The following is a 26059-nucleotide window of genomic DNA, read 5'->3' as shown; positions in this document are numbered from 1 at the left end:
CCGTCACCGACCGGAGGAGGAAGACCAGACCGTGGACACCACCAACCGCACGCCCCGGCGACGCGTGCTCGCAGCAGCTGCCGGCGCCGTCGCCCTGCTGGGCGCCGCCGGATGCGGGAGCGACGACGACGCACCCCGGGAGACGGCCGCCCTGGAAGTGACCGGGGGCGCCGTCGGTCCCGACGAGGACGTGAGCGAGAACGTCAAGCTGCTGCAGGTGCAGCTGGAGTACCCCCTGGACGGCGTGTACGAGGCCGGCGAGGACGCCTCGCTGTTCCTGGGCATCGCCAACGACGGCACCGAGGCGGACACCCTCGTCGACGTGAGCGGTCCGGACTTCGCCGACGCCCGGATCGCCGGACCCGACGGCACCGCCGGCGGCGACGACATCTCCCTGGAGGTCGCCGCCAACGACAACGTCTACGTCGGGGCGGAGGGCATGCCGGCGATCACCCTGGTCGACCTGCAGAGCGAGCTGCGCTCGTCCGAGTCGATCCCGGTGACCTTCACCTTCGAGCGGGCCGGCGAGGTCACCATCGACGCGATGGTGTCGGCCGAGGACATGGACCCGCGGCCGACCTACGACTTCCCGGACCCGGACGAGGACCCGTCGGGCGAGACCCCGTCGGAGGGCTGACCCGGTACGGCCGGGAGCGCCCGCCGGTCAGCGTCGACCGGCGGGCCACTCCCCGGCCAGCGCCTGCGCCACCCGGTCGCGCCAGGCGCGGGTCTCCGTCTCCGGCACCTGGGTGGACCGCCGGGCGCTCTCGGCGACGGCGTCGGCGTAGTGGAGCACCAGGTCGTCGACGCCGCGGCCGCGGGCCCGCCAGGCGAACTCGCGCAGCAGGCCGGCCATCCGGCGCAGCACGGCGGGCTGGCCGTCGGCGACGTGCAGCGGCTCCTCGACCGCCAGCTGCAGCAGGGCCGGCAGGTCCCACGGGGGCACGACCACCCGCACCGTCCCCGCCTCGTCCCGGAACACCCGCTCGTCCGCCGGGTTGACCGCGAGCCGGCCGAGGAGCGCGGAGGCGTGGGACAGGGCGTGCACCGCCGTCGTCGGGTCGTTGATCCCCGGCGACAGCGCCCGCAACGCGATGTCGACCACCTTGCGCAGGCCGTAGGCGACGTCCCGGCCGGCCGAGCGCTCGAAGTGCAGCCGCAGCGCCCCGTCGAGCCGGTCGGTCAGTGCCCGGACGTCCGGGTCCGCGCCGGGTTGGAGCCAGGCCCGGGCGACCGGCGTGCCCTCGACGACGGAGTCACCCATCCGCACCCCGAGCTCCACGACGGCGCCGGCCTCGGCGGCGGCGGCCACCGCGGCCCGGGCATCGACCCCGACCAGGAAGCCGCTGGACCGGGCGGTCAGCAGCAGCTCCCGGCCGCGGGTGACGCCGGGTGCGCCCGGGTCCGGCCGGTGGTGGTCCTCCCGGGTGCCGAGCTCCCGGGCGATGGTGCCGCTGGACTCGTCGTGGACGTCGCGCAGCATCGTCTCGACCCGCAGCACCGAGGCGAGGTGGCCGAGGAAGAGCACCAGGGCCACCACGCTGCCCAGGGTCAGCAGGTAGGCGACGCTGATCGACAGCCGCGGGACGAAGGCCGACTCCCCCGTCGTCGCGTCCGCCGTCCGCACGGTGCGGAGCACGGTGAGGGCGTAGACGAAGGTGAGCACCAGCTGGGCGAGGGTCAGCTGCACGACCCGGTCGGTGACGAAGGTCTGCAGCAGTCGGGGTGAGTACTGGCTGCTGCTCAGCTGCAGCGCCAGCACGGTCAGCGAGAACACCAGACCGGTCACCGAGATCAGCGAGCCGGCGATCGCGTTGAGCAGGTCCCGCGCCGCGGCGGGCCCGCCGCCGAAGGCGAAGGTCAGCGGGTCGTCGCCGAAGTCGGTGAGCCGGTCGTCGACCGCGGGCAGCAGGATGCCCAGGCTGACCGCCAGCACGATGCCGATGACCGGGACCGGCCACAGCGAGCCTCGCACCTGGTCGGCCAGGGTCCCCAGCGGGCCCGCACGCAGCCGGCTCACCGCCGGCCTCCTCCGGGTGTGTCGGCGGTCGGGGTCACAGCTGCGGCCGGACGCCGGCCTCCGCGGCCAGCGCGGACGGGTCCAGCGAGCCCTGCCCGTCCATCGCCGACCGTCCGGGCCCGCGCCGGCCGACCGGCAGCACCGTCTTCTCCTGCGCGCCCTCCAGCTCGAGGGCCAGGGCGGTGTAGAACGCCACCGCCGCCAGCGCGATGCCCACCCACCCGGCGACCGCCTCCCAGTCCGAGGAGCCGGTCATCTCGTAGACCCCCGTGGTGCCGAACCGGACGGCGGCGACCGCCATCACGAGGGCCGGCAGCACCTTGCTGCTGACCGCCGTCGCCGCCGGGACGAGCATGGCCAGCCCGGCGGCGACCAGCAACACGCCCAGCCCCGAGCTGGTGCTGCCGGGCGGCAGCGTGAGCGTGGTGAACCCGGCCACCGCCCAGGTGCCGCTGAGAACGCCCATGCCGGTGGCGGCGACCGGGTCCCGGCTGAGGAAGCCGAACACCGAGGCCAGCAGCTGCAGCGGCACGGTCGCGGCCAGTGCGGTGATCGCGGCGATCCGGCCCTGGTCCGGGTCGACCCACCCCAGCTGCACGGCGCTGAACACCGTGGTCGCCAGCGCGAGGGCGAGGAAGCCCAGCGGGAGGGGGGTGGCCAGCGGGCGGAGGACGACCCGGGTGGCCGGCGGGGCCGGCTCCCGGTCCGGTCCGGGCATCAGCTGACCAGCGCCTGGGTCGCGGACTCCTTGAGCTTCGCGTTGGCCCAGCGCATCTGCCGCAGCGTCTCCGGGTGGCACCGCTCGGCCAGCTCCAGCAGCTCGGGCTCCCGCGCCCCCTGGGCGGCCTGGGCGAGCAGCTCCCAGTCCAGCGAGACCCCGGCGGCCTCCCGGTGGATGTGCCGCAGGTCGGCCAGCAGCAGCATCCCCGGCTCCGAACGGCGGCCCACCGCGTCCGACGCCTTCTGCCGCAGGGTGGCGAGCAGGCTGGGGTCGGTCTCAGGCTCGGGATCGAGCTGCACGCCGTAGTCCTGCCCGATCGCGGCGAGCGCCTGCACGTGGTCCTGCGACCACCGGGCGATGTCGCGGGCGACGTAGAAGACCTCGTGGTCGGCCTTGTGCCGGTCCGAGGCGGCCAGCAGCGCCCCCGCCAGGTGGTTCTCCGAGCGGTGGAGCTCCTCGATGGCCAAACCGAGCTTCATCGTGCACCTCCGGTGACGGTCGCGAGCTCCTCGGTGCTCTCCGCGGCGGGGCCGCCCACGGTCGGCGGGACGGCGCCCGTGACCGGCCGGGAGCCGGTGGTCGTCGGCGCGGCCGAGGGCCCGTCGCCGGTCGCGATCCGCTCGACCCGGGCGGCCGCGGCCTTGAACAGCGGCTGCTTGGAGACCGGGTCCCAGTCGGTGATGGTCAGCTCGTTCGCGGCGCGGCCGCGCTCGCCGTCGGGCTGGTGGCCGCCCGGTTCGTCCCAGTAGCCGTAGTGGAACGGCAGGAAGGCCACGCCGGGGCGGATGCCGCTGATCCGCAACCGGGCCTGCACCCGGCCGCGCGGTGTGCTGACCTCGAGCAGGTCGCCCTCGGCCCAGCCGCGGTCCGCGGCGTCGCTGACCGAGAGCTCCACCCAGACCTCCGGCGCCGCGCGTTGCAGCTGCGGCGCGCGGGCGGTCTTCGTCCGGGTGTGGAAGTGGTAGAGCGTCCGCCCGGTGATCAGCTGGAAGGGGAACTCCTGGCTGGGGATCTCGTGCGGCGGCACGTACTCCACGGCCTTGAGGATCGCCTTGCCGTGCGGGTTGAGCGCCTTGTACTCGGTCTGCGACAGGGGTGCGCCGGTGACCAGGTCCCGGCCGTAGCTCTCGCAGTGGTCCGGGGCGGCCCAGAACTGGCCGTCGACGTAGATGTGCTCGGTGCCGTCGGGGTGCTCGTCGTTGCACGGCCACTGGATGCCGCTGCCGCCGCGGAGCTTCGCGTAGCTCAGCCCGGTGTAGTCGCACGGCCGGCCGCGGGTGCACTCCTTCCAGCCCTCGAAGGCACCCTCCGGGTCGTCCCACTTCACCAGCGGCTGGCCGTCCTTGTCCTGCAGGCCCATCCGCCGGCTGAAGTCGATGAAGATGTCCAGGTCGGGCCGGGCCTCGCCGGGCGGCTCGACCGCCTTGTCCGAGAGGTGCACGGTGCGGTCGACGTTGGTGAACGTGCCGGTCTTCTCCCCCCAGGTGGCCGCGGGCAGGACGACGTCGGCCAGCTGCGCGGTCTCGGACAGGAAGATGTCCTGGACGACGAGGAACAGCCGCTCCTGCGCCAACACCTCCCGGATCCGGCCCAGCTCCGGCAGGGAGACCGCCGGGTTGGTGGCCTGCACCCACATGAACCGGATGGAGCCCTCCTCGGCGTACCGGAACATCTGCATGGCGTGCGTGGGCGGCGAGTAGTGCGGGATCTGCATCGGGTCGAGGTTCCAGACCCGCGCCAGGTCCTTCACGTGCTCCTCGTTCGACCAGTTGCGGAAGGCGGGCAGGTCGCCGTCGGCGCCGCACTCCCGGGTGTTCTGCGCCGTCGGCTGGCCGTTCATCTGGAGCAGCCCGCAGCCGGGCCTGCCGAGCATCCCCCGGATGATGTGCAGGTTGTTGACCTGCGTGGCCGCCGCGGACGCCTGGTGGGACTGGTAGAAGCCCTGCAGCACGCTGGACATCAGCCGCTCGGCGGTGCCCAGGACGCGGGCCGCCTCGCGGATCTGCTCCACCGGGACGTCGCAGATCTGGGCCGCGAGCTCCGGCGGGTAGTCGGCCACCCGCTTCTCCAGCTCCGCGAACCCGACGGCGTGCGCCTGCACGTAGTCGTCGTCCACCCAGCCGTTGGCGATCACCTCGTGCAGGAGGGCGTTCATCAGCATCACGTTGGTGCCCGGCCGGGGCGCCAGGTACACCGTCGCCGCGCGGGCGACCGGGGTCTCGCGCGGGTCGACGCAGATCACCCGCGGCGGGTTCGGGCCGGCCAGCCGGTCCAGGACGCGGGTCCACAGCACCGTCTGGGTCTCGGCCATGTTGTGCCCGAAGAGCGCGATGACGTCGGCGTGGTCGATGTCGGTGTAGGACCCCGGCTGCCCGTCGCTGCCGAAGGACTCCTTCAGCGCCGCCGCTGCGGTCGCGGTGCACAACCGGGTGTTGCCGTCGACGTGGTTGGTGCCGATGCCGCCGTGGGCGATCAGGCCGAGGGTGTAGTACTCCTCGAGGAACAGCTGGCCGGTGGTGTAGAAGCTGATGGCGCTGGGGCCCTGCTCGGCCAGCAGCTCCTGGGCTCGGCCGGCCACGGCGTCCATGGCGGTGTCCCAATCGGTCTCCACCAGCTCCCCGTTCCGCCGGATGAGCGGCGTGGTCAACCGGTCCGGGGAGTTGTTGGCCTGCCAGCCGAACAGGTCCTTGGGGCCGAGCCGGCCGTGGTTGACCCGGTCCTCCGCCCGGCCGCGGACGCCGACGATCTCGCCGTCCTTGACCGCGATGTCGAGCCCGTCGCCGTTGGAGTGCAGGATCGTCGCCGACTGCACCCACCGGTCGACCTCGGTCTCGTCCACCCCCTCGGCCAGGTGCGTGTCGACGCGCACGGGCCAGTGCTCCCCCGGCCCGTACGGGGTGCGCGTGCCCCACGGTTCGGCGATGCGGTCGGTCCGCTGCATCGGAGGTCTCCAGCTCGTTCGGCGTCGTCGTCGCTGCGGACGGTGCCCCGTCCCGGTGCCGGGCACACCCCCGGCGCGGTCGGCAGGTCGATGACACCCCCAGCGGCCGGTGGTGACGGGCCGGCGGACCGCGCGGCCGCGCGTAGCGTGGAGCGCTCACCCGGACCGGAGAGGAGGACCCGCGTGCCCCAACGCACCCACGTCGTGCTCGGCGGCGGCGCCGCACTGGGCGCCTTCCAGGCCGGCGCGCTGCAGGCGCTCCTCAGGGCCGGGGTCGAGGTCGACCACCTGCACGGCGCCTCCGTCGGCGCGATCAACGCCGCGTTCCTCGCCGTCCGCCCCGACGCCCGCCGCGCCGACGAGCTCGCCGGGCTGTGGCAGGACCCGGTCCTGACCGGTGTGCTGCGCCCCGGCTGGCGTTCCCGCACCGCCGGGCTGGCGCGCTCGCTGCGCCGCGGTGGGGCGCTGCTCGACGACCGGCCGCTGCGCCGGATGATCGCCACCCACGTGCCGGCGCACGACCTGGCCGAGCTGTCGGTGCCGATCACCGTCACCACCACCTGCCTGGACTGCGGAACGGCCGCCCGGCACGCCGCCGGAGCGGTGGCTGACGCGCTCGTGGCCAGCTCCGCACTGCCCGGGCTGTTCCGCCCGGTGCAGCTCCCCGACGGGCACCGGCACGTCGATGGCGGCATCGTCGACGGCGTCCCGGTGTCGGCCGCGCTGGAGGTCGCCGGCCCCGACGACCGGGTCCTGGTGCTCGACTGCGGCCTGGCGCCGGTGACCGGCCGGGTGGACGTCTGCGCAGCCGCCTCCGACGTCGTCCCGGCCCTGGCCTGCGGCGTCCCGGTGACCGAGGGGCGTGCCGCCTACGTGGCACCGGAGGAGAGCGGCCCGGGGGCGCTGGACACGGTGCTGCGGTCGTTCACCGTGGCCCGGGCCGCGGCGAACCGCGCCGCCGTCCGCGAGGCGCTCGACGACCCGCGGGTGGCGGTGCTGCCGCACGTCGCCGACGCCTGGGCCGCCGGGCTGCTGGAGACGCTGCCGGCCGGGCCACGGGACGTCCGCCGTACCACCGAGCTCCTGGAGGCCGGCCGGGCAACGGCCGGGCGCTGGCTCGCCGGTCGGCCGTGGGCCGCCTCAGCTGCGACGCAGGACCGCTGAGGCCACCGGCCCGCCCAGCTCACGGGCGTGGCCGACGGCGTACGGCAGCCCGTGCCGGAGTGCCCACCAGGCCTGCTCCCCCGTCGTCGGTCCCCGGCCCGGCGGTGGCCCGGTCACCGGCTCCGGGACCCAGCCGGCTGCCCGCAGCACCTCGGTCGCGGCGGCGGCCAGGCCGCGGTGACCGGCCCGGCTGGGGTGCACCCGGTCGGCCGCCCAGCCGGGTGCACCGGCCAGCGCGGGCACGGCTCCCAGGTCGACGACGTGCACCCCGGGCAGCTCCGCCGCGGCGTCGACCGCGGCGTTCACGACCGCGACGCGCTGCCGCACCGCGCGGGCGACCGGCCCGGGCAGGCGCAGCACCGCGGCCGGGTCGTGCAGCCGGCCGACCAGCACCTCGGCACGCCGCGCCCGCAGGGCCGTGACGACGTCGAGCAGCCCGCCGCCCACCGCGTCGGGGACGAACCCCGAGCGCGCCACGTCGTTGAGACCCACCAGCACGGTCGCCAGGTCCAACTCGCCGGGCACCCGGGGCAGCTGGCGGTCCCGGACGTCGGCCACGCGCGCGCCGGCGGTCGCCAGCGGCACCAACCGGGCCCCCGGCAGCGCGGCGGACACCAGCCCCACCCAGGTGCGCTCCGCCTCGATGCGCAGCCCGACGCCCTCACCGCAGGAGAGGCTGTCGCCCAGGGCCGCCACGAGCGTCACACCGCCACCTGCCGCGCGTCGGTGTGCACCGCGAGGAACCCCTGCACCGTCGCGCTCCAGGAGAACTCCTCGGCCCGCGCCCGGGCGGCCCGGCGCCGGACGCCTTCCGGGACGCCGACCAGGTCCTGCGCGGCGTCGGCGAAGGCCGCCCCGGTGCCCGCCGCGGCACGACCGGCCCGCGGGCCGAGGACCCCGGGCAGCGCGGAGCGGGACGCGGCGACCACCGGGGTGCCGCACGCCAGCGCTTCCAGGGCGGCCAGCCCGAACGTCTCGATGGGGCCGGGGGCCAGGGCGACGTCGGCGTCGGCCAGCACCTGGGCCAGCCGGTCCCTCCCCCGGACGAACCCCAGCCACTCGACCGGCAGCCCCCGGGTGACCGCCTGCAGCGGGCGACGCAGCGGTCCCTCGCCCGCGACGACCAGCCGGGCCGGCACGCCGCGGCGCCGGAGCTCGCGCAGCGCCGCCACGGCCAGGTCCGGGCGCTTCTCCCAGGACAGCCGGCTGGCCATCACCAGCCGCAGCTCGCCGGTGCTCTCGGGCCGCTCGACGGTGCGGGCGGCGAAGGTGCCGGCGTCCACGCCCAGCGGGACGACGGCCAGGTTCGGTGCGCCGATGCGGCGGAACTCCTCGGCGGCCCACTCGGTCGTGCAGACGACCGCGTCGAAGTCGCGGGTCAGGCGGGCGTTGGTGCGGTCGGCCAGCGCCGCCCCGGGCAGCCCGGTCCACTGCCGCACCCACCGGTCGAGCCGCTCGTGGCTCACCACCAGCGCCGGCACGCCCGCGCCACGCGCCCAGCGCCCCAGCCAGCGCAGGGTGGTCCGGTCGTGCACCTCCACCGTGTCCGGGGCCATCTGCTCGACCACCGACCGGACCCGCCGGCGGTCCAGCAGCGCGCGGTAGCCGGGGGCCACCACCAGGGCAGGGGCGCGCAGCACGACCCGGCGCCCCCAGCCGGTGCGGACCACCTCGTCCGCGGCTCCCGGGACGACCTGCACCACCTCGTGGCCCGCCGCCGCGTAGCCCGCGGCGAGGTGGTCGAGGGCGGTGCGGAGTCCCCCCGAGGTGGCCGAGACGAAGTTGGCCGCCTGCAGGACCCTCATCCCCCGGTCCACCCGCGTCGGGCCTCCGGGGTCGGTGCTCCGGGCATGCGCCCAGCCTGCCCGCCCCCGGGCGCGGCCGGCCCCACGTCCACCCCCGGGTGGGCTGAAGAGCCGGCGAACTCTCCGTGACCGGACGTCGACCTCGGGACCGGGCCGGTTGCGCGATCGGTGCGTGGTCCGCGGCGCCCCGGGTAGGAACCCGGACGCAGCTGACCGTATCCATCGGATGGAGGACACGTGAGCGAGCACGACATCGAGGAGACCGGCACGGGCGAGGCCGCCAAGCGGATCGGCCAGGCGCCCACCACCACCGACGTGACCGACCCGGAGCGCTCCTCGCGCAACACCGCGGCCGGCAGCGGTTCGCAGCCCGGTGAGGGACCCGTGCAGCCCGCTGCCGACGAGGGCGTCGACCCCTCGGCCAGCATCGAGCCGCACAACGAGGGCCTCGCCTGAGGCCGGTCCAGCACTCCGCACGGACGTGAGCGGGCCCCGCGGTCACCCGGCCGCGGGGCCCGTTGCGTGTCCGGCTCAGTCCGCGTCCGGCTCAGTCCGCGTCCGCCCAGGACCGGACCACGGCGACGTCGAGCGGGAAGTCGACCGGGAACTCCCCGAACAGCAGGCGCCCGGCCACCGCGGCCGAGTCCCGCACCGCGGCGGCGACGTCGTCGGCGTACCGCGCCGGGGTGTGCACCAGCACTTCGTCGTGCAGGAAGAAGACCAGGTGCGGGCGGTCGGTCAGCGCTCCCTCGCCCAGCTGCCACAGCCGGTTGCGCAGGTCGGCCAGCCAGCACAGCGCCCACTCGGCACCGGTGCCCTGGACGACGAAGTTGCGGGTGAACCTCCCCCACGCGCGGCGGCGCCGGTCGGCGTCCTCCCGCGATCCGGCCGGTTCCGGCGGCTCCCCCAGGTCGGTCGCCGGCTCCGCCCACGAGCCGGTGGGCAGCGGCGAGCCGCGGCCGAGCAGGGTGTGCACCACCTCGCCACGCTCCCCCGCCCGGGCGGCCTCCTCGACCAGCCCGATCGCCCGGGGGTAACGGCGGGTCAGCCGCGGCATCATCCGCCCGCTCTCCCCGCGGGTGCCGCCGTACATCGCCCCGAGCATGCCGACCTTCGCCTCGGCCCGGGTGGCCACCGTGCCGTCGGCGACCATGCCGGCGTACAGGTCGGCCGACCGCGCCGCCTGGGCCATCGCGGCGTCCCTGCTCATCCCGGCCAGCACCCGCGGCTCCAGCTGGGCGACGTCGGCGACGACGAACCGCCAGCCCTCGTCGGCGACCGCAGCCGGGCGGATCTGGGTCGGCACCGACAGGGCACCACCGCCGTTCGACGCCCAGCGCCCGGTGACCACCCCGCCGGGCACGAAGACCGACCGGAAGCGGTTGCCGCGGACCCACGTGTGCAGCCAGTTCCAGCCGTTCGCGGCCAGCAGCCGCGACAGCTTCTTGTACTCCAGCACGGCCGGGACGCACGCGTGGTCGAGCTGCTCGAGGGTCCAGGAGCGGGTGTCCTCGACCGGCAGTCCGGCGGTCTGCAGCGCCCGGAGCAGCCCGCCCGGGGAGTCGGGGTTGAGCTCCGGCGCCCGGAGAGCGCTGCGGATCTCCGCAGCCAGCCGCTCCAGCACCGCGGGGCGCTGGCCCGACGGGGGCCGGGGGCCGAGCAGGTCGGTGAGCAGCCGCTCGTGCAGGTCCGTCCGCCAGGGCAGGCCGGCGTGCGTCATCTCCGCGGCGACGAGCGCGCCGGAGGACTCCGCGGCCAGCAGCAGCGCCAGCCGGCCGCGCTGGGCAGCGGCCGCCAGCGCGGCCTGCTGCCGCCGGTCCTCGGCCGCCGGGTCGAGCGCGTCGGCCGGGTCGGCGAGGGGGAAGAGCGCGGGGTCGGCGGCGACGAGGGGCTGGAGCGCGTCCCAGCCCGCGGTGTCCGGGCCGGCCAGCAGTGCCTGGTCGACGAACGGGGAGCGGCGCAGCAGCGCGTGGCAGAGCCGCAGGTCGGTGCAGCGCCCGACCCGAACCCCGGCGTCCAGCAACGCCGGGTACCAGCGGGTGGTGTCGTCCCAGATCCAGCGGACCGCCGGCGCTTCCCGCGCCGCCACGAAGCCGGGCAGCTCCGCGGCCGGCAGCCGGGTCACCTCCACCTCGCCGCCGGCGTGCGCCCGCACCTCGACGTTCCCGCCCCGCCGCACCAGCAGGAGCCGCTCCACCCGCCCAGTCTCGCCGAGGGGGCCGACAACGGCGCCACCGTGCGTCAGGGCGCGTCGCCCGGGTAGGGCAGGCGGATGACCGAGATCGACCCGAGGGACCCCGACACCCTGTACGCCGAGGGCCCGGTGGCCACCGAGCCGCCGGACGACGACCTGCCCGAGACCTCCCCGCTGCGTGACTCCGGCGGCACGGGTCCCGGCCCCGACGACCTGGACCGGCTGCTGTGACCGCCGACCCGGAGTACCCGCCGCTGGACCCGAACGCGCCGATGCCGGACGACCCCGGTCCGCTGCTGCCGGACACCCCGGACGACCTGCCCCCGGCCCCACCCGAGCCGGACCTGCCGGTCGAGCCCACCGTCGACCCGGAGGGACCGGACGACCCGGACGGCGTCCCCGCCTAGTCCGGCTGGGCCCGGCCCGCGGCGGTCAGCGCCGGTGCCAGCGCACCGCGCCGGCCGCCGCGAGCGACAGCACGAGCAGCGACAGCCCGGCGCTGCGGTCCGCGACGTCCCGTCCGCGACGGGCCACCAGCACTGCGGCCGCGTCCAGCGCGGTGAGCAGCAGGGTCACCTCCGTCGTCCGGCGGGCCTGCGGCGCGGGGGTGACCAGCAGGGCGGCGCCCATCGCGATGTTCCGGGCGGCGACGAGGCGCACCAGCAGCGGCAGTGCGACGTCGCCCCGCGCCGCCTGGTCGCGGACGCCGAGCACGCCGGCGATCGCCCGCGGCGCGAACAGCGCGCCGGTGCCCAGCCACACCGACAGCGAGCCGATGGTCTTGCGCGTGACGTCCCAGTCCCGAGTCATGACCGGCTGGTGCCCGGTCGCGGGCCCGGCCAACCGGCACCCAGCAGCACGAGCACGAGGGCCAGGAAGGGCAGGGTGGCGGTGCTGGCCACCCAGTCGCTGACCGTGGCGACGGCGAACGGCACGACGCCCGGGGAGTCCAGCGGCCCGATCACCCGGTCCAGGCCGAGTGCGGCCACCGAGGGCGGCATGGTGAGCAGCGCCGAGACCGCTCCGCCGGCGACGACGCCGGCCAGCACCGCGCCCGGCGCCCGGCGGACGGCGCGCAGCGCGATCGCCAACCCCCGGCGCAGCGCACCGGCCGGCCGCAGCGAGCCGCCGTCCGGCAGCCCGGCCACCGCCCCGGTGACCCACAGCTGGGCGACCAGCCCCGTGGCGAAGCCGACGACGTCGACGGCGAGGGCGGCGGCGTAGCGCGGGTCGTCCCAGACGAGCACCTGCCGCAGCACGTCGGGGACGGCGTTCACCGACGCCGCGATGAGTGCAGCCAGGTAGGCGGCCCGCCACCGCCGGCCGAGCAGCCGCAGCGCGGCAGCCAGCGTGGCGGCGGGGCGGACCTCCGGGGTGGTCACGAGCGGGCCGCGACCAGCCCGGTCCAGCAGCCGGCCAGCTTCGTCTCCTGCGCGACAACGGTGAGGCCGGCGTCCCGGCAGGCGCTCGCGACCCCCTCCGGGGTGGGGCGGTCGCCGTCGGCGGGGTGCCGGGAGACGGCGCGCAGCGGCCGGCTGTCGATGAACCGGGCGGTCATCTCGCAGGAGTAGAAGCGCCCGCCCGGGCGCAGCACCCGGGCCGCCTCCCGGACGACGTCGCGCCACGGGCCGACGTGGTGCAGCACGTGGTAGCCGAACACCGCGTCGACGGAGGCGTCGTCGAGGGTCAGCGCGGTGGCGTCGCCCTGCTGCACGGTCACCCGGTCGCCGAGGTCGCGGGTCGCCGTGCGGGCGGCCTGCACCGAGGCCGGGAAGAGCTCGATGCCGGTGACGTGCTCGGCGCCGAAGCGCTCCAGCGCCAGCCGCAGGCCGGTGCCGCGCCGGCCGGTGCCCAGCTCCAGGGCCCGGCCACCGGGCGCGTCCCCGCCCAGCCGGTGGAGGATCGCGGCCTCCGCGCGGCGCTGCACGAGGGCGCGCAGCCGGGCGTCGACCCAGAGCCGGGTGCCGTCCACGAGCGTCGGCGGCACCCCGCGGGTGCGGGGTCCGTCAGAGGTGGGTCCGTCGGAGGCGGGGGTCCCGGTCACGGAGGGCTGGTGCCCGGTCGCCCGCGGCCGGAAACGGTCCGGCGCGTCAGCCCTGCAGCTGACGCACCATCTCGCCCAGCGGGTCGTCCCGGGTGGGCAGCTGCCGGATCGCCGGCAGCAGCGACTCCCCCAGGTCGTCGTGCAGCCGGCGCAGCTCGGCGGCCGGGGCATCGGTGTGGTCGGCCCGCAGGTCCCACAGCGGGTACGCCTCCGCGCCGTACACCTGGACGGTGCCCGAGAGCGCGCCCTCGATGTCCGCCCCGGTCGACTCCCCTGCTTCCAGCGCCCGGACGATGCGCTCGGCCAGGTCCTGCCCGGGCTCGGCGGCGAACGCCTCCGCGGTCGCCACCAGCGTCTCCCGGCCGACCAGCCGGTTGCCCTGCACGGCGAAGCCGTCGCCGAGCAGGTCCCCGCACCAGGCGGGGGTCTCCTCGCCGGTGTGGGCGGCGACCCGGCCCTCGCGGTCGACGATGCCGACCTGGCGGTGGCCGGCACCGGGGTCGACGGCCAGCACCATGTCCAGCACCTCCTGCGCCGGCCGCCCCGCCGCCAGGAGCCGGAGTCCGTCGTAGGCCAGGTAGGGGTTCATGGCGGCCTGGCTGCTGACCGCCCCGACACCTGCCTCGGCGTGGCAGGCGATCTTGCCCACACCGGCCATCGCCGTCAGGGCACCGACACCGAGCTGGCCGGTGCGCGGGCAGCACGCCACGATGGAGAAGGTCACGGTCAGGTGCCTTCCCCACCGCGGGGCCCGCCATGCCACCGCGGGGTGCGGACACGCCAGGCGCTGGCACCCTGGCCGGCGTGCTGCTCGCCGACGTCGTCGCCGCCTCCGCCGCCGTCGCGGCCACCCGGTCGCGCACCGCCAAGGCCAGCGCGATCGCCGACCTGCTGCGGCGGGCGGACGCCGGCGAGGTCGGCGCGGTCACCGCGTGGCTGGCCGGCGAGCCCCGCCAGGGCCGGCTCGGCGTGGGCTGGCGGACGCTCTCCCGGCTGGCCCGGAGCCCGGCGGGCGCACCGTCCCTCGGCGTCCTCGACGTGGACGCCGCGCTGGAGCTGCTGGCCACCACGACCGGGGCCGGTTCGGCGGCCCGGCGGGACGCGGGCCTCTCCGCCCTGCTGGGTGCGGCGACCGCGGAGGAGCAGCAGTTCCTGGTCCGGCTCCTCACCGGCGAGCTGCGGCAGGGCGCGCTGGAGGGCGTCGTGCTCGACGCCATCGCCGGCGCGGCCGACGTCCCGGCCGCGAGCGTGCGCCGGGCGTTCATGCTGTCGGGCAGCCTGCCGGGCACGGCGGCCGCGGCGCTGACCGGCGGGGTGGCGGCGCTGGACGCCGAGCGGCTGCGGGTCGGCCGCCCGGTGCGGCCGATGCTGGCCGCCCCCGGCTCGTCGCTGGACGCGGCGCTGGCCGACCTCGGCAGCGACGTCACCGTGGAGTTCAAGCTCGACGGCGCGCGCATCCAGGTGCACCGCGACGGCGACGACGTCCGGGTGTGGACCCGCACGCTCCGCGAGGTCACCGACGGGGTGCCCGAGCTGGTCGAGCGGGTGCGCGCGCTGCCCTGCCGGGCCTGCGTGCTCGACGGAGAGACCCTCGCGCTGGACGACGACGGCCGGCCGCGCGCCTTCCAGGACACGATGAGCCGGTTCGGCAGCGAGGGGCCGGGTGGGGAAGGCAGAGCCGACGTCCTGCTCAGCCCGTTCTTCTTCGACCTGCTGCACCTGGACGGCCGGGACCTCCTCGACGAGCCGCTGGCGGCGCGGCTGGACGCGCTGGCCGGGCTGCTGGCGCACGACGCCCACGCGGCGCTGCGCATGCCCGGGGTGCGGCGGCCGACCCCGGCGCAGGCGGCGGCGGTGCTCGGCGACGCGCTGGCCCACGGGCACGAGGGCGTGGTGGTCAAGGCCCTGGACGCGCCCTATGCGGCAGGCCGCCGGGGCCGCGCCTGGCAGAAGGTGAAGCCGGTGCACACCCTGGACCTGGTGGTGCTCGGCGCCGAGTGGGGCTACGGGCGGCGCACCGGAACGCTGTCCAACCTCCACCTCGGCGCCCGCGACCCCGACGGCGGCGAGCCGGTGATGGTCGGCAAGACGTTCAAGGGCATGACCGACGAGCTGCTGGCCTGGCAGACCCGCACCTTCCCCGACGCCGCCGTGGAGCAGGCCGACTGGGGTGTGCGGCTGCGCCCGGAGCTGGTGGTGGAGATCGCCGTCGACGGGGCGCAGCGCAGCACCCGCTACCCCGGCGGCGTGGCGCTGCGGTTCGCCCGGGTGGTGCGGTACCGCCCGGACAAGACGCCGGCCGAGGCGGACACCCTCGACGCGGTCCGCGCCCTGCTCGCCGGAGCGTGAGCCGCGCCGCCGTCCGTCCGGCCGCGGCACAGCGGACGGCAGGCCGGCTCACCCCGGGCGGTCAGTTCGGCAGCAGCCGCCGGGCCACGCCCTTGAGAGTCGCGCCGGCCCGGTACGACTGCACCAGCCAGGAGTTGCAGACGATGTTCGCCCCGGCCAGCACCGGCACCGCGAACTGGGTGATCCGCTGCCGGCGCTGCCAGGTGGCGATCTCCGTCGGGGTGCCGGCCGCCGGGATGGTGGCGTCCTTGACCTCGACGGAGCCCGTCTGGCGCTCCGCCTCCTCGGCCAGCCGGCCGATCCGGGCTCCGCTGTAGGCGGCGAAGGCGGTGGCGCCCGCGCCGGCCACGGCGAGGCCGGCCTTGACCGCGCCGACCGTGCCGAAGCCCTGCTGCAGCGCCACCCGGCGCCCGCCCACCTGGGTCAGCCGCAGCCCCGCGACCAGGGTGGCGCCGATTCCGGCCCACTGCGCCGGCGCGAACCGGCCCCACGCGGCGCTGGCCACCCGCACCCGGTCGATGCCCTGCTCCAGGTCGGCGCCGGACTTGTTGACGCCGGCGACGCCCATCACCGTGCCCCCGAACCAGAGCGCGGAGCCCAGGTCGTGGACGGCTTGCGCGAGGACGTGGTTGTCGCTGGTGCTCATGCGTGCGGCCTCCTCTGTCGGCCGGGTGTCCGTGGGCTCAGACCTCCGTCGACTACCCGCACCCGGCCGCGCACACACCGCGACCAGTCAGGCCGCGACCGGTCAGGCCGTGGCCACCCTCGGCGCGACCTCGGTGCCCAGCAGCTCGATGCCGCGCAGCAGGTCGGCGTGCGCCAGCCGCGGGTTGGTCATCTGCAGCGAGATCCGCTGCACCCCACCCAGCTGCTCGGAGACCCGGACCAGCTTGTCGGCCACCGTGTCGGGATCGCCCATGAAGAAGGCGCCGTTCGGGCCGCTGGTGGCGTCGAACTGGGCGCGGGTCGGCGGGGCGAAGCCGCGCTCGCGGGAGACCGAGGTGAACATCTGGTGCCAGCCGGGGTAGATGGTGTCCGCGGCCGCCTGGGTGCTCTCGGCAACGTACCCGAACACGTGCAGCCCCACCTGCAGGGTCTCGGGGGCGTGCCCGGCCTGGGCGCCGGCCCGCCGGTAGAGGTCGACCAGCGGCGCGAACTGACGGGGTTCCCCGCCGATGATCGCCACCATCAGCGGCAACCCCAGCAGCCCGGCCCGGACGAAGGACTCCGGCGTCCCGCCGACGCCGACCCAGATGGGCAGCGGGTCCTGCAGCGGGCGGGGGTAGACGCCCTGCCCGGTGAGCGCGGGGCGGTGCCGGCCGGACCAGGTGACGTGCTCGGAGTCGCGGATCCGCAGCAGCAGGTCCAGCTTCTCCTCGAACAGCTCGTCGTAGTCGGCCAGGCTGAGCCCGAACAGCGGGAACGCTTCGGTGAACGACCCGCGCCCGACCACCAGGTCGATCCGCCCCTTGGCGATCAGGTCGAGCGTGGCGAACTGCTGGAACACCCGCACCGGGTCGGCGGCGCTGAGCACGGCGACCGCGCTGCCCAGCCGGATCCGCGAGGTGCGGGCCGCGGCCGCGGCGAGGATGACCGGGGGCGCGGAGTCGTAGTACTCGGCCCGGTGGTGCTCACCGATGCCGAAGGAGTACAGCCCCACCTGGTCGGCGAGGGCGATCTCCTCCAGCAGGTGCTCCATCCGCTCCTCGGGGCCGATGAGGCGCTCGGTCGAGGGGTCGGTGACGGCCGAGACGAAGCTGTCGACGCCGAGGTGCACGGGTCCTCCAGGTGGGTGGGGCAGCGGACCGGACCGATCAGGTTCAACGTTCAACCACAGTGAACCAGACCGCACGTTCCGCGGCCGGGCGTCAGCCTCCCGGACACTCCCCCTCGGCCGCCACCACCTCCTCGCCCGCGCCCCGGAGGACGCCACCGGGCCGGAGGTCCCCGGTCACCTCGATGTACCAGTGGCGCAGCCGCTCCGGGTCGGTGATCGCGCGCCACACGTCGGTGACCGCGCGTCGTACCGGCACCGCAGGACGACGGCGACCCCCGCGCTCCCGCGGTGCAGCACCGCGCGCTGGACGCCGACGAACTCCTCGACCAGGTCCCGCACCATGACTCCCCGGTGTCGGCCGCGACGGTGTCGAAGGGGGTGCACGTCGCTCGACCGGTTCCCGGGCGGCCGGCCCGGGGCTGCGGGACACTGGGGCGTGACCGACACGGCGGAACTGACCGCGGCCCGCAACTGGGCCGGCAACTACACCTACCGCGCCACCCGCCTGCACCGCCCGTCGAGCGTCGAAGAGGTGCAGGAGATCCTGGCCGCCGCACCCCGGGTGCGGGTGCTGGGCTCGCGGCACTCCTTCACCGACGTCGCCGACTCCGCCGAGCTGCTCTCCCTGGAGGCGGTGACCGGCACCGCCGTCGTCTCGCCCGACCGGCGCACGATCACCGTCGACGGCGGCGTCCGCTACGGCCAGCTGACCGAGGTGCTGCGCGAGCAGGGCCTGGCGCTGCACAACCTGGCCTCGCTCCCCCACATCTCGGTGGCCGGCGCGGTGGCCACCGCCACGCACGGGTCGGGCGTCGCCAACCGCAACCTCGCCGCGGCGGTGGCCGGGCTGGAGCTGGTCACCTCCACCGGCGAGGTGGTGCAGGCAGCGCGGGGTGACGCCGACTTCGCCGGCATGGTCGTCGGCCTCGGCGCGCTGGGCGCGGTCACCCGCGTCACGCTCGACGTCGAGCCCGCCTTCGAGGTGCGGCAGCGGGTGTTCGAGGGGCTGCCCTGGACGACCCTGGCCGAGCGGTTCGACGAGGTGATGTCGGCCGGGTACAGCGTCAGCCTCTTCACCCTCTTCGGCGACGCGGTGGACATGGCCTGGGTGAAGTCCCGCACCGACGCCGGCGAGGGCCCCGCGGGCGAGCTGTTCGGTGCAGTGGAGGCCGACGGGGAGCGGCACCCGATCCCCGGACTGCCGTCCGGCCCGGCGACCCTGCAGCAGGGGGTGCCCGGGCCGTGGTCGGACCGGCTGCCGCACTTCCGGATGGGCTTCACCCCGAGCAACGGCGACGAGATCCAGTCCGAGTACCTGGTGCCGCACCGGCACGCGGTGGCGGCGATCGACGCGGTGCGCTCGCTCGGCGACCGGATCCGCCCGCTGCTGCAGACCTGCGAGATCCGCACCATCGCCGCCGACGACCTCTGGATGAGCACCGCCCACGACGAGCCCAGCGTCGGCCTCCACTTCACGTGGCTGCCCCACCAGGCCGCCGTCGAGGAGCTGCTGGTGCACCTGGAAGCGGCCTTGGAGCCGTTCGGCCCCCGACCGCACTGGGGCAAGCTCTTCCTCGCCGACGCCGCGACGATCGCCGCCCGCTATCCGCGGCACGGCGACTTCGTGTCGCTCGTCGAGCGGCTGGACCCCCGCGGCGCCTTCCGCAACGACTGGTTCGAGCGGTACGTCGCCGGCTGAGCCGGCCGGGAGCAGGTCGCGCGGAGCGGCTCAGGCGCCGGTGCCCAGGTCGGCCGGGTCGGCGTTGGCGCCGCAGACGACGACGCCGACCCGCTCCCCCGCCGCCGGCACGTAGGCACCGGCGAGCAGCGCCGCCAGCGCGGTGGCACCGCCGGGCTCGGCGGCGACGTGCAGGTCCTGCCAGAGCAGGTGCCGGGCGGCCCGGACGGCGTCGGGGTCGACCAGCACCGACTGCACCCCGGTGGCCAGCGCGGTGCTGAACCCGTGCCCGCCGATCCGCCGGGCGCCCAGGGAGTCCGCGGCCAGCCCGGAGACCTCGACGTCGACCGGGCGCCCGGCGGCCAGCGCGGCCGACATGGTCGGGGTCCCGCGCGTCTCGACCGACAGGACCCGGACCGACCCGGCGTAGTACGCCGCGATGCCGCCGATCAGCCCACCGCCGCCGGTCGCCACCAGCACGGTGTCCAGGTCGGGTGCCTGCCCGGCCAGCTCCCTGGCGACGGTGCCCTGCCCGGCGACGACGTCCCGGTCGTCGTAGGCGTGCACGTACAGCGCGCCCGGTGCCGACGCCCGGGCGCTGCTCGCCGCGGCCGCCTCGGCGTAGGAGGAGCCGGCGAGCACCGCGGTCGCGCCACGCTGCCGGATGCCGGCGATCTTCACCGGCGGTGCGGTCTCGGGCACGTAGACCTCGGCCGGGACGCCGAGCTCGCGAGCGGCGTGCGCGACCGCCAGGCCGTGGTTGCCACCCGACGCGGTCACCACCAGCTCCGGCAGCTCGGGAACGGCCAGGAGCCGGTGGAACGCGCCGCGGGCCTTGAACGACCCGGTGTGCTGCAGCTGCTCCAGCTTGAGCACCACCGGCAGCCGGCGGCCGGCCAGCGGCACCTCCCAGACGATGGTCGGGGTGCGCCGGACCCACCCGCCGAGCCGGACGCCGGCCGCCTCGACCTCCGCCCGGGTGACCGGTGCGGGCAGGGTGATCTCCTCGGCTGTCACGCCGACGAGGCTAGATCCGTGTCCCCGGCCCTCGCGGGGACCGGGGACACGGACGGCTCAGTTCCCGCTGGCGAACGCCGAGTCGAAGGCGGCGGCGGGCGGGTCGAAGGCGAGCCGGCGGACGAACGCCAGCGCCTCCGGCGCCCCGACCAGCCGGTCCATCCCGGCGTCCTCCCACTCCACCGAGATCGGCCCGGCGTAGCCGATGGTGTTCAGCATCCGGAAGCAGGCCTCCCACGGGACGTCGCCGTGGCCGGTGGAGACGAAATCCCAGCCGCGCCGCGGATCGGCCCACGGCAGGTGCGAGCCCATCCGGCCGTTGCGCCCGTTGCCGACCTGCTTCTTCGCGTCCTTGCAGTCGACGTGGTAGATGCGGTCCTTGAAGTCCCAGAGGAAGCCGACCGGGTCGAGGTCCTGCCAGACGAAGTGGCTGGGGTCCCAGTTCAGGCCGAACGCCTCCCGGTGGCCGATCGCCTCCAGCGTGCGCACCGTCGTCCAGTAGTCGTAGGCGATCTCCGAGGGGTGGACCTCGTGGGCGAACCGCACCCCGACCTCGTCGAAGACGTCCAGGACCGGGTTCCAGCGGGCGGCGAAGTCGGCGTAGCCGTCCTCGATCATCGACTCGGGCACCGGCGGGAACATCGCCACCGTCTTCCAGATCTTCGACCCGGTGAACCCGACGACGACGTCGACGCCCAGCGCCCGGGCCGCCCGGGCGGTCGCCTTCATCTCCTCCGCTGCCCGCTGCCGCACCCCTTCCGGGTCGCCGTCGCCCCAGACCCGCGGGTGGACCATGCCGCGGTGCCGCTCGTCGATCGGGTCGTCGCAGACCGCCTGGCCGTTGAGGTGGTTGGAGATGGCGAAGACCCGCAGGCCGTGGCGCTCCAGCAGGTCCAGCCGGTTCCGCACGTAGGAGTCGTCCTCGGCGGCCCGGACGACGTCGAGGTGGTCGCCCCAGCAGGCGATCTCCAGGCCGTCGTACCCCCACCCGGACGCGAGGCGGCACACCTCCTCGAACGGCAGGTCGGCCCACTGGCCGGTGAACAGGGTGACGGGACGGGGCATCAGTTCTCTCCCTGAGCGTGCTCGGTGGGGATCTCGGTCCAGGTGGAGCGGTCGGCGGCGCTGCGGGCCACGGCGTCGAGCACCCGCTGGACCTGCAGTCCGTCGGCGAACGACGGGGTGGGCTGCTCGCCGGCGGCCAGTGCGGTGACGAGGTCGACGACCTGGTGGGTGAAGCCGTGCTCGTAGCCCAGCCCGTGCCCGGCCGGCCACCAGGCGCCCACGTAGGGGTGCTCGGGCTCGGTGACCACGATCCGGCGGAAGCCCGCGGTCGCCGCCGGGTCGGCACCGTCGAAGAAGTGCAGGACGTTCATGTCCTCGAAGTCGAAGGCCAGGCTGCCGGCCGAGCCGTTGACCTCGATCCGGATGGCGTTCTTGCGGCCCAGCGCGAAGCGGGTGGCCTCGAACGTGGCCAGCGCACCCCCGGCGAACCGGCCGAGGAACACCGCGGCGTCGTCCACGGTGACCTCGCCCGTGCCCTCTCCCCCGACCCCGCCCAGCTTCCCGCTGCTGGCCGGCAGCGGGCGCTTTTTGACGAACGTCTCCAGCACGGCGCTGACGCCGGTGAGCCGCTCGCCGGTGATGAACTGGGTGAGGTCGACGATGTGCGCGCCGATGTCGCCCAGCGCGCCGGAGCCGGCCTTCTCCTTCTGCAGCCGCCAGGACATCGGGGCGGCCGGGTCGGCGATCCAGTCCTGCAGGTACTGGGCGCGCACGTGCCGGATCTCCCCCAGCCGGCCGTCGGCGACCAGCCTGCGGGCGAAGGCGATCGCGGGCACCCGGCGGTAGGTGAACCCGACCATCGCGCGGACGCCGGAGGCGGCGGCCCGCTCGGCCGCGGCGGCCATCGCCTCCGCCTCGGCCACCGTGTTGGCCAGCGGCTTCTCGCACAGCACGTGCTTGCCGGCCGCCAGCGCGGCGATCGCCATCTCGGCGTGGGTGTCGCCGGGGGTGCAGATGTCCACCAGGTCGACGTCGTCGCGCTCGAGCAGTCGGTGCCAGTCGGTCTCGGTGCCCGCCCAGCCCAGCCGGTCGGCGGCGGCGGCCAGGGCGACGGGGTCGCGGCCGGCGAGCACGGTGAGCTCCGGGGTGAGCGGCAGGTCGAAGAAGCGGGGCGCGGTGCGCCACGCGTGGGAGTGGGCGGCGCCCATGAAGGCGTAGCCGATGAGGCCGACGCGCAGCGCCGGACGGGCAGCAGAGGTCATGCGGGGCTCCAGGGAGAGGACCGGGGCGCCGGCGAGCAGGTCACCGGCGCCCCGGGGCGATCAGGACTCGAACGCGGTGTCGAGGTACTCCTCCACGTTGTCCGCGGTGACGACCGGGGCGTTGAGCACGATCTGCCGCGGCACCTCGTGCGAGACCAGGTCGGACAGGCTCTTGTCCTGGGCGATCAGCCGAGCCAGTGAGATGCCGTCGGCCGCCTGGGTCGCCGGGTAGATGACGGTCGCCTCCAGCACCGAGTCGCCGGACTGGATCTCCCGCATCGCGTTGGCCGAGCCGGCGCCACCGACCATGAAGAACTCGTCCCGGCCGGCGTTGTTGATCGCGGCCAGCACGCCGACGCCCTGGTCGTCGTCGTGGTTCCAGAGGGCATCGATCTGCGGCGCGGCCTGCAGCAGGTTCGCCGCCGCCTCCTCCCCGGTCTCGACGGTGAACTCCGCGGCCACCCGGTTGTCGACGTCCAGGCCGCAGTCGGCCAGCGCGTCGGCGAAGCCCTGGCTGCGCTCCTGGGTCAGCGGCAGCGAGTCGATGCCGGCGATCTCGGCCACGACGGCGTCGGGCTGGTCGCCCAGCCGGGAGCAGATGTAGGTGCCGGCGGAGACGCCCATGCCGTAGTTGTCGCCCAGCACGGTGGCCCGGGCGGCGAAGGGGCTGTCGAACTCGCGGTCGACGTTGATCACCGGGATGCCGGCCTCCATCGCCCGCAGGGCGACCGGCGTCAGCGCGGCACCGTCGAAGGGCAGCAGCACGATGGCGTCGACGTCGTCGTTGATGAAGGTCTCCACCTGGCTGATCTGGGTGCTCACGTCGTTGGTGCCCTCGGCGACGACCAGCTCGACGTCGGAGTACCCGTCCGCCTCGGCGCGGGCGGCCTCGGTGATGCCGGCCATCCAGCCGTGGTCGGCGGCGGGGGCGGAGAAGCCGATGGTCACCGTCTCCCCGGCCTCGTCGTTGGCGCTGGCCGCGTTGTTGCCGCCGCTGCCGGAGGAGGACTCCTCCGGGGTGTTGCTGGTGCAGCCGGCCACCAGCACGCCGGCGCCGACGAGGCCGACGGTGGTGGTCATCAGGCGCCGGAACGGGCGCTGCCGCGTTGCAGACATCGTTCTCTCCTTCGGTGGGGCCGGTTGGTTGTCGTGCCGGGTACGGGACCCGGCCGGGCGTCCGGCCGGGGTGGTGCTGGTCGGCGCCATGCCGTGGATCAGGTCAGGCGCGGACCAGGTCAGGGGGTGCGGCCGGCGCCCGGGCGCTCCCCGGCGGGGCCCCCGGCGGTGGCCGAGCCGCCGGGCACGGCGCCGGCCGGGCTGCCGGTGGCGGCGCCGCCGGGTGGGGTCATCGACCGGGGTGCGCGCATCCGGAACGAGCCGGTGGCCAGCCGCTGCTGCAGGAGCACGGCGACCACGATGATCACGCCGCGGGCCACCGCCTGGGCGGAGCTGGACAGGTTGTTCAGCGTGAAGACGTTGCCCAGCGTGGTGAAGATCAGCACGCCCAGCACGGTGCCGACGATGGTGCCGCGCCCGCCGACCAGCAGCGTGCCACCGATGACGACGGCGGCGATCGCGTCCAGCTCGTAGAGCGTGCCGTGGGTGGAACTGCCGGTCGTCGTCCGGGCCATCAGCATCACCGCGGCGATGCCGCAGCAGAACCCGGAGAGCACGTACAGCTTGACGGTGTGCCGCTGCACGCGGATGCCGGCCAGCCGGGCGGCCTCCGCGTTGCCGCCGACGGCGAAGGTGCGCCGCCCGAACGTGGTCCGGTTCAGCAGCACCCAGCCGGCGACGGCGACCAGCGCGAAGATGACCACCAGGGTGGGGATGCCGAGGACGTCGCCGGAGAAGAAGGCGATGAAGTCCCGGTCCTGCACGATCTGGGTGCGCCGGTTGGCGATGATCTCGGCCAGACCGCGGGCGGCGGCCAGCATCGCCAGCGTCGCGATGAAGGCGACCAGCTTGCCGTAGGCGATCACCACCCCGTTGACCAGGCCCGCCACCGACCCCACCACCAGCGCGGTGAACACCATGACGATCCAGTGGAGGTCCTCGGCCATCTGCTGGGTGGCCAGGGTGGTCGCCCAGATCGAGGAGAGCGCGACCAGCGCGCCCACCGACAGGTCGATGCCGCCGCCGATGATCACGAAGGTCATGCCCACGCTGACCACGCCGATCACCGCGGCCAGCCGCAGGATGGTCAGCACGTTGTCCACGTCGGCGAACCGGTCGCCGGCGGTGGCCACCCCGCTCGCGCAGAGCAGCACCAGGGCCACCACCAGGCCGAGGTTGCGCCCCAGCGGGCCGGCCAGCAGCCCGCCTCCCCCGCCCCGGGCCTGCCGTCCGCCGTCCGTGCTCGCGGAGGCGCCGGTCACCGGCGTCGTCGTCGTGCCGCTCATGCCACAGCTCCCTGTCCGGCGGCGCCTGCCGCTCCGTGCATGACGAGGTCGAGCACCCGGTGCTCGTCCAGTTCCTCCGCGGGCCCGCTGGAGACGACCGCGCCGTCGGCGACGACGAGCACGCGGTCGGCCAGGCCGAGCACCTCCGGGATCTCGCTGGAGACCACGACCACGGCCACCCCGTGGTCGGCCAGGTCGCGGACCAGCGCGTAGATCTCCGACCGGGCGCCGACATCGACCCCGCGGGTGGGCTCGTCCAGCAGCAGGACCCGGCAGTCGCGCAGCAGCCAGCGGGCCAGCACGACCTTCTGCTGGTTGCCGCCGGACAGCGTGCGGACCTCCCGGTCGACGTCGACCGGCCGCAGGTCCAGCGCCTCGGCCTGGTCCCGGGCGGCCTGCTTCTCCGCGCCGCCGGACAGGAACCCGCCGCGGGCGTAGCGGGCCAGGCTGGACAGCGTGATGTTGCGGTAGATCGGCTCGCCCAGCAGCAGGCCCTGGCTCTTGCGCTCCTCGGGGGCGAGGCCGACGCCCGCGCCGACCGCGGCGGCCACGTCGCCCGGGCGCAGCCGCTGCCCGCCCACGCGCACCGTGCCGGTGGTGGCGCGGCGGGCGCCGTAGACCGTCTCCAGGATCTCCGACCGGCCGGAGCCGACCAGCCCGGCGAGACCGAGCACCTCACCGGGGCGGACGGCGAAGGAGACGCGCTCGAAGCTGCCGGCCAGGGACAGGTCCTCGACGGCCAGCAGCGGCTCGGCGCCGGGATCGACCGGCTCGCGACGCGGCGGGAAGACGTACTCGATCGTCCGGCCGGTCATCAAGGTGATGACCTCCCGGGTCGGGGTGTCCTGCACCGGCAGCCCGGTGGCCACGGTGCGGCCGTCCTTGAGCACGGTGATCCGGTCGCCGACCTCACGGATCTCCTCCAGCCGGTGGGAGATGTAGACGACGGCGACCCCGTCGGCGGTGAGGTCGCGGATGACCTGGAACAGGTGCTCGACCTCCTCGCCGTCCAGCACCGCGGAGGGCTCGTCCATGACGATCAGCCGGGCGTCCTGGGACAGCGCGCGGGCCATGCTGACCATCTGCTGCGCCGCCGCCGGCAGGGAACCGACCTCGGCGGTCGGGCGGATCTCCGGGTGCCCGAGCCGGGCGAGGAGCTCCCCCGCCGCACGGTTGGCCGCCGCCGGCCGGGTCAGCCCGAAGCGGGCGGTCTCCCGGCCGAGGAACACGTTGTCGGCGACGGTCAGGCCGGCGACCAGGTCCAGCTCCTGGTAGATCGTCGCGATCCCCCGGCGCATCGCCGCCTGCGGGTCGCCGAGCGTGACCGGCTCCCCCGCCCACCGGATCTCGCCCTCGTCGGGCTGGTGGGCACCGGCGAGCACCTTGATCAAGGTCGACTTGCCGGCGCCGTTCTGGCCGAGCAGGCAGTGCACCTCACCGGCGCGGACGTCGAGGTCGACGCCGTCCAGCGCCCGCACGCCGGGGAACTGCTTGACGATGCCGCGCATCTCCAGCAGCGGTTCCTCGCGGAGCGGCGTCCGCGGTGGTGCGGCGGGCGCGTTCACGCGGGCGTCCCCGGAACGGGGAACCGGACGACGGCCATCGGGGGTCTCCTGACTTTTGCTCAACGGTGAACAGAAGTACGCGCAACAGGAGACTATGGTCGGGGTCACACGGGGG

The 26059-nt window shown here is 75.5% G+C and carries 27 protein-coding genes; 7 read left to right on the top strand and 20 right to left on the bottom strand.

All coding sequences use genetic code 11. The features are described from left to right. Positions 1–31 precede the first annotated feature (31 nt). On the top strand, positions 32–637 hold the full coding sequence (locus ACI783_RS00675) for a copper chaperone PCu(A)C (RefSeq protein WP_457138649.1): 606 nt from the start codon (positions 32–34) through the stop codon (positions 635–637). 27 nt (positions 638–664) lie between these two features. On the opposite strand, the gene ACI783_RS00670 is transcribed toward ACI783_RS00675, so the two are convergent. From ACI783_RS00670 to ACI783_RS00655, 4 genes are read right to left on the bottom strand one after another with little or no spacing between them, the layout of a single operon-like run. Further along, positions 665–2020 carry a DUF2254 domain-containing protein gene (locus ACI783_RS00670; protein WP_457138648.1) on the bottom strand — a complete coding sequence of 452 codons (1356 nt, stop codon included), beginning with the start codon at positions 2018–2020 and terminating at the stop codon, positions 665–667. A 34-nt stretch (positions 2021–2054) separates the two neighbouring features. Further along, positions 2055–2738 (bottom strand): GPR1/FUN34/YaaH family transporter, encoded by a 684-nt coding sequence (locus tag ACI783_RS00665; RefSeq protein WP_457138647.1) that lies wholly within the window; start codon positions 2736–2738, stop codon positions 2055–2057. Beyond that, positions 2738–3220, bottom strand: a complete 483-nt coding sequence (locus tag ACI783_RS00660; protein ID WP_457138646.1) for a hypothetical protein — start codon at positions 3218–3220, stop codon at positions 2738–2740. The genes ACI783_RS00665 and ACI783_RS00660 overlap by 1 nt, the downstream gene beginning before the upstream one ends. Beyond that, on the bottom strand, positions 3217–5682 hold the full coding sequence (locus ACI783_RS00655; RefSeq protein ID WP_457138645.1) for a molybdopterin oxidoreductase family protein: 2466 nt from the start codon (positions 5680–5682) through the stop codon (positions 3217–3219). Before ACI783_RS00655 ends, ACI783_RS00660 begins: the two co-directional genes overlap by 4 nt. A gap of 183 nt (positions 5683–5865) precedes the next feature. Here ACI783_RS00655 and ACI783_RS00650 point away from each other — a divergent pair, with 183 nt between their 5' ends. After that, a complete protein-coding gene (locus ACI783_RS00650; protein ID WP_457138644.1) occupies positions 5866–6846 on the top strand; it encodes a patatin-like phospholipase family protein in 981 nt (326 codons plus the stop codon). Here ACI783_RS00650 and ACI783_RS00645 read toward each other — a convergent pair. Both ACI783_RS00645 and ACI783_RS00640 read right to left on the bottom strand, forming a co-directional pair. Continuing rightward, the gene (locus tag ACI783_RS00645) at positions 6823–7551 is read right to left on the bottom strand and encodes a GDSL-type esterase/lipase family protein (protein ID WP_457138643.1); all 729 of its coding nucleotides are present in this window, start codon (positions 7549–7551) and stop codon (positions 6823–6825) included. The genes ACI783_RS00650 and ACI783_RS00645 overlap by 24 nt on opposite strands. Continuing rightward, positions 7548–8651, bottom strand: a complete 1104-nt coding sequence (locus tag ACI783_RS00640; RefSeq protein ID WP_457138642.1) for a glycosyltransferase — start codon at positions 8649–8651, stop codon at positions 7548–7550. Before ACI783_RS00640 ends, ACI783_RS00645 begins: the two co-directional genes overlap by 4 nt. 237 nt (positions 8652–8888) lie before the next feature. Here ACI783_RS00640 and ACI783_RS00635 point away from each other — a divergent pair, with 237 nt between their 5' ends. Next, positions 8889–9107, top strand: coding sequence for a hypothetical protein (locus tag ACI783_RS00635; protein WP_457138641.1), 219 nt, complete (start codon positions 8889–8891; stop codon positions 9105–9107). A gap of 91 nt (positions 9108–9198) precedes the next feature. Here the strand turns inward: ACI783_RS00635 and ACI783_RS00630 are convergent, their stop codons facing one another. After that, entirely contained in the window at positions 9199–10848 is a 1650-nt protein-coding gene (locus tag ACI783_RS00630; protein WP_457138640.1) for a bifunctional 3'-5' exonuclease/DNA polymerase, read from the bottom strand. Positions 10849–10923: 75 nt separating this feature from the next. Here ACI783_RS00630 and ACI783_RS00625 point away from each other — a divergent pair, with 75 nt between their 5' ends. Together ACI783_RS00625 and ACI783_RS00620 are read left to right on the top strand one after the other, a co-directional pair. After that, positions 10924–11076 carry a hypothetical protein gene (locus tag ACI783_RS00625; protein WP_457075582.1) on the top strand — a complete coding sequence of 51 codons (153 nt, stop codon included), beginning with the start codon at positions 10924–10926 and terminating at the stop codon, positions 11074–11076. After that, positions 11073–11252, top strand: a complete 180-nt coding sequence (locus ACI783_RS00620) for a hypothetical protein (RefSeq protein WP_457138639.1) — start codon at positions 11073–11075, stop codon at positions 11250–11252. Before ACI783_RS00625 ends, ACI783_RS00620 begins: the two co-directional genes overlap by 4 nt. 25 nt (positions 11253–11277) lie before the next feature. Here ACI783_RS00620 and ACI783_RS00615 read toward each other — a convergent pair whose 3' ends face one another. From ACI783_RS00615 to ACI783_RS00600, 4 genes are all read right to left on the bottom strand, one after another. After that, entirely contained in the window at positions 11278–11655 is a 378-nt protein-coding gene (locus ACI783_RS00615; protein WP_457138638.1) for a DUF4267 domain-containing protein, read from the bottom strand. Further along, the gene (locus ACI783_RS00610) at positions 11652–12227 is read right to left on the bottom strand and encodes a hypothetical protein (RefSeq protein ID WP_457138637.1); all 576 of its coding nucleotides are present in this window, start codon (positions 12225–12227) and stop codon (positions 11652–11654) included. The genes ACI783_RS00615 and ACI783_RS00610 overlap by 4 nt, the downstream gene beginning before the upstream one ends. After that, complete coding sequence (locus tag ACI783_RS00605) at positions 12224–12817, bottom strand: class I SAM-dependent methyltransferase (RefSeq protein WP_457138636.1); 594 nt, start codon at positions 12815–12817, stop codon at positions 12224–12226. The genes ACI783_RS00610 and ACI783_RS00605 overlap by 4 nt, the downstream gene beginning before the upstream one ends. Positions 12818–12935: 118 nt before the next feature. Next, complete coding sequence (locus ACI783_RS00600; protein WP_457138635.1) at positions 12936–13613, bottom strand: DUF1028 domain-containing protein; 678 nt, start codon at positions 13611–13613, stop codon at positions 12936–12938. Positions 13614–13693: 80 nt separating this feature from the next. Here ACI783_RS00600 and ACI783_RS00595 point away from each other — a divergent pair, with 80 nt between their 5' ends. Continuing rightward, positions 13694–15238 (top strand): ATP-dependent DNA ligase, encoded by a 1545-nt coding sequence (locus ACI783_RS00595; RefSeq protein ID WP_457138634.1) that lies wholly within the window; start codon positions 13694–13696, stop codon positions 15236–15238. A gap of 61 nt (positions 15239–15299) precedes the next feature. Here the strand turns inward: ACI783_RS00595 and ACI783_RS00590 are convergent, their stop codons facing one another. The 3 genes from ACI783_RS00590 to ACI783_RS00580 form a co-directional block, all read right to left on the bottom strand. Continuing rightward, the gene (locus ACI783_RS00590; protein WP_457138633.1) at positions 15300–15884 is read right to left on the bottom strand and encodes a hypothetical protein; all 585 of its coding nucleotides are present in this window, start codon (positions 15882–15884) and stop codon (positions 15300–15302) included. A gap of 102 nt (positions 15885–15986) precedes the next feature. Then, a complete protein-coding gene (locus ACI783_RS00585) occupies positions 15987–17015 on the bottom strand; it encodes an LLM class flavin-dependent oxidoreductase (protein ID WP_457138632.1) in 1029 nt (342 codons plus the stop codon). A 91-nt stretch (positions 17016–17106) separates the two neighbouring features. Continuing rightward, positions 17107–17271 (bottom strand): SRPBCC domain-containing protein, encoded by a 165-nt coding sequence (locus ACI783_RS00580; protein WP_457138631.1) that lies wholly within the window; start codon positions 17269–17271, stop codon positions 17107–17109. 180 nt (positions 17272–17451) lie between these two features. Here ACI783_RS00580 and ACI783_RS00575 point away from each other — a divergent pair, with 180 nt between their 5' ends. After that, a complete protein-coding gene (locus tag ACI783_RS00575; RefSeq protein WP_457138630.1) occupies positions 17452–18714 on the top strand; it encodes an FAD-binding protein in 1263 nt (420 codons plus the stop codon). A 30-nt stretch (positions 18715–18744) separates the two neighbouring features. On the opposite strand, the gene ACI783_RS00570 is transcribed toward ACI783_RS00575, so the two are convergent. The 6 genes from ACI783_RS00570 to ACI783_RS00545 all read right to left on the bottom strand — a co-directional run bounded on the left by ACI783_RS00570 (position 18745) and on the right by ACI783_RS00545 (position 25944). Continuing rightward, positions 18745–19710: a serine/threonine dehydratase gene (locus tag ACI783_RS00570; protein ID WP_457138629.1), complete on the bottom strand. Its 966-nt coding sequence runs from the start codon at positions 19708–19710 to the stop codon at positions 18745–18747. 57 nt (positions 19711–19767) lie between these two features. Next, positions 19768–20775, bottom strand: coding sequence for a sugar phosphate isomerase/epimerase family protein (locus ACI783_RS00565; RefSeq protein ID WP_457138628.1), 1008 nt, complete (start codon positions 20773–20775; stop codon positions 19768–19770). Beyond that, on the bottom strand, positions 20775–21977 hold the full coding sequence (locus ACI783_RS00560; RefSeq protein ID WP_457138627.1) for a Gfo/Idh/MocA family protein: 1203 nt from the start codon (positions 21975–21977) through the stop codon (positions 20775–20777). The genes ACI783_RS00565 and ACI783_RS00560 overlap by 1 nt, the downstream gene beginning before the upstream one ends. 60 nt (positions 21978–22037) lie before the next feature. Further along, the gene (locus tag ACI783_RS00555; protein WP_457138626.1) at positions 22038–23093 is read right to left on the bottom strand and encodes a substrate-binding domain-containing protein; all 1056 of its coding nucleotides are present in this window, start codon (positions 23091–23093) and stop codon (positions 22038–22040) included. Positions 23094–23212: 119 nt separating this feature from the next. Continuing rightward, on the bottom strand, positions 23213–24379 hold the full coding sequence (locus tag ACI783_RS00550) for an ABC transporter permease (RefSeq protein WP_457138625.1): 1167 nt from the start codon (positions 24377–24379) through the stop codon (positions 23213–23215). Continuing rightward, positions 24376–25944, bottom strand: coding sequence for a sugar ABC transporter ATP-binding protein (locus tag ACI783_RS00545; protein WP_457138624.1), 1569 nt, complete (start codon positions 25942–25944; stop codon positions 24376–24378). The genes ACI783_RS00550 and ACI783_RS00545 overlap by 4 nt, the downstream gene beginning before the upstream one ends. Between the last annotated feature and the right edge of the window lie 115 nt (positions 25945–26059).

Source organism: Modestobacter sp. SYSU DS0511 (assembly GCF_054050755.1).
This window is presented reverse-complemented; position numbering and strand designations above follow the sequence as displayed.

What these genes read in the sequence shown, in the direction of transcription:
- ACI783_RS00655 (WP_457138645.1), bottom strand. Translation starts at nt 5,682, where the DNA reads ATGCAGCGGACCGACCGCATCGCCGAACCGTGGGGCACGCGCACCCCG.
- ACI783_RS00550 (WP_457138625.1), bottom strand. Translation starts at nt 24,379, where the DNA reads ATGAGCGGCACGACGACGACGCCGGTGACCGGCGCCTCCGCGAGCACG.
- ACI783_RS00590 (WP_457138633.1), bottom strand. Translation starts at nt 15,884, where the DNA reads ATGAGCACCAGCGACAACCACGTCCTCGCGCAAGCCGTCCACGACCTG.
- ACI783_RS00640 (WP_457138642.1), bottom strand. Translation starts at nt 8,651, where the DNA reads ATGAGGGTCCTGCAGGCGGCCAACTTCGTCTCGGCCACCTCGGGGGGA.
- ACI783_RS00560 (WP_457138627.1), bottom strand. Translation starts at nt 21,977, where the DNA reads ATGACCTCTGCTGCCCGTCCGGCGCTGCGCGTCGGCCTCATCGGCTAC.
- ACI783_RS00625 (WP_457075582.1), top strand. Translation starts at nt 10,924, where the DNA reads ATGACCGAGATCGACCCGAGGGACCCCGACACCCTGTACGCCGAGGGC.
- ACI783_RS00615 (WP_457138638.1), bottom strand. Translation starts at nt 11,655, where the DNA reads ATGACTCGGGACTGGGACGTCACGCGCAAGACCATCGGCTCGCTGTCG.
- ACI783_RS00660 (WP_457138646.1), bottom strand. Translation starts at nt 3,220, where the DNA reads ATGAAGCTCGGTTTGGCCATCGAGGAGCTCCACCGCTCGGAGAACCAC.
- ACI783_RS00555 (WP_457138626.1), bottom strand. Translation starts at nt 23,093, where the DNA reads ATGTCTGCAACGCGGCAGCGCCCGTTCCGGCGCCTGATGACCACCACC.
- ACI783_RS00565 (WP_457138628.1), bottom strand. Translation starts at nt 20,775, where the DNA reads ATGCCCCGTCCCGTCACCCTGTTCACCGGCCAGTGGGCCGACCTGCCG.
- ACI783_RS00665 (WP_457138647.1), bottom strand. Translation starts at nt 2,738, where the DNA reads ATGCCCGGACCGGACCGGGAGCCGGCCCCGCCGGCCACCCGGGTCGTC.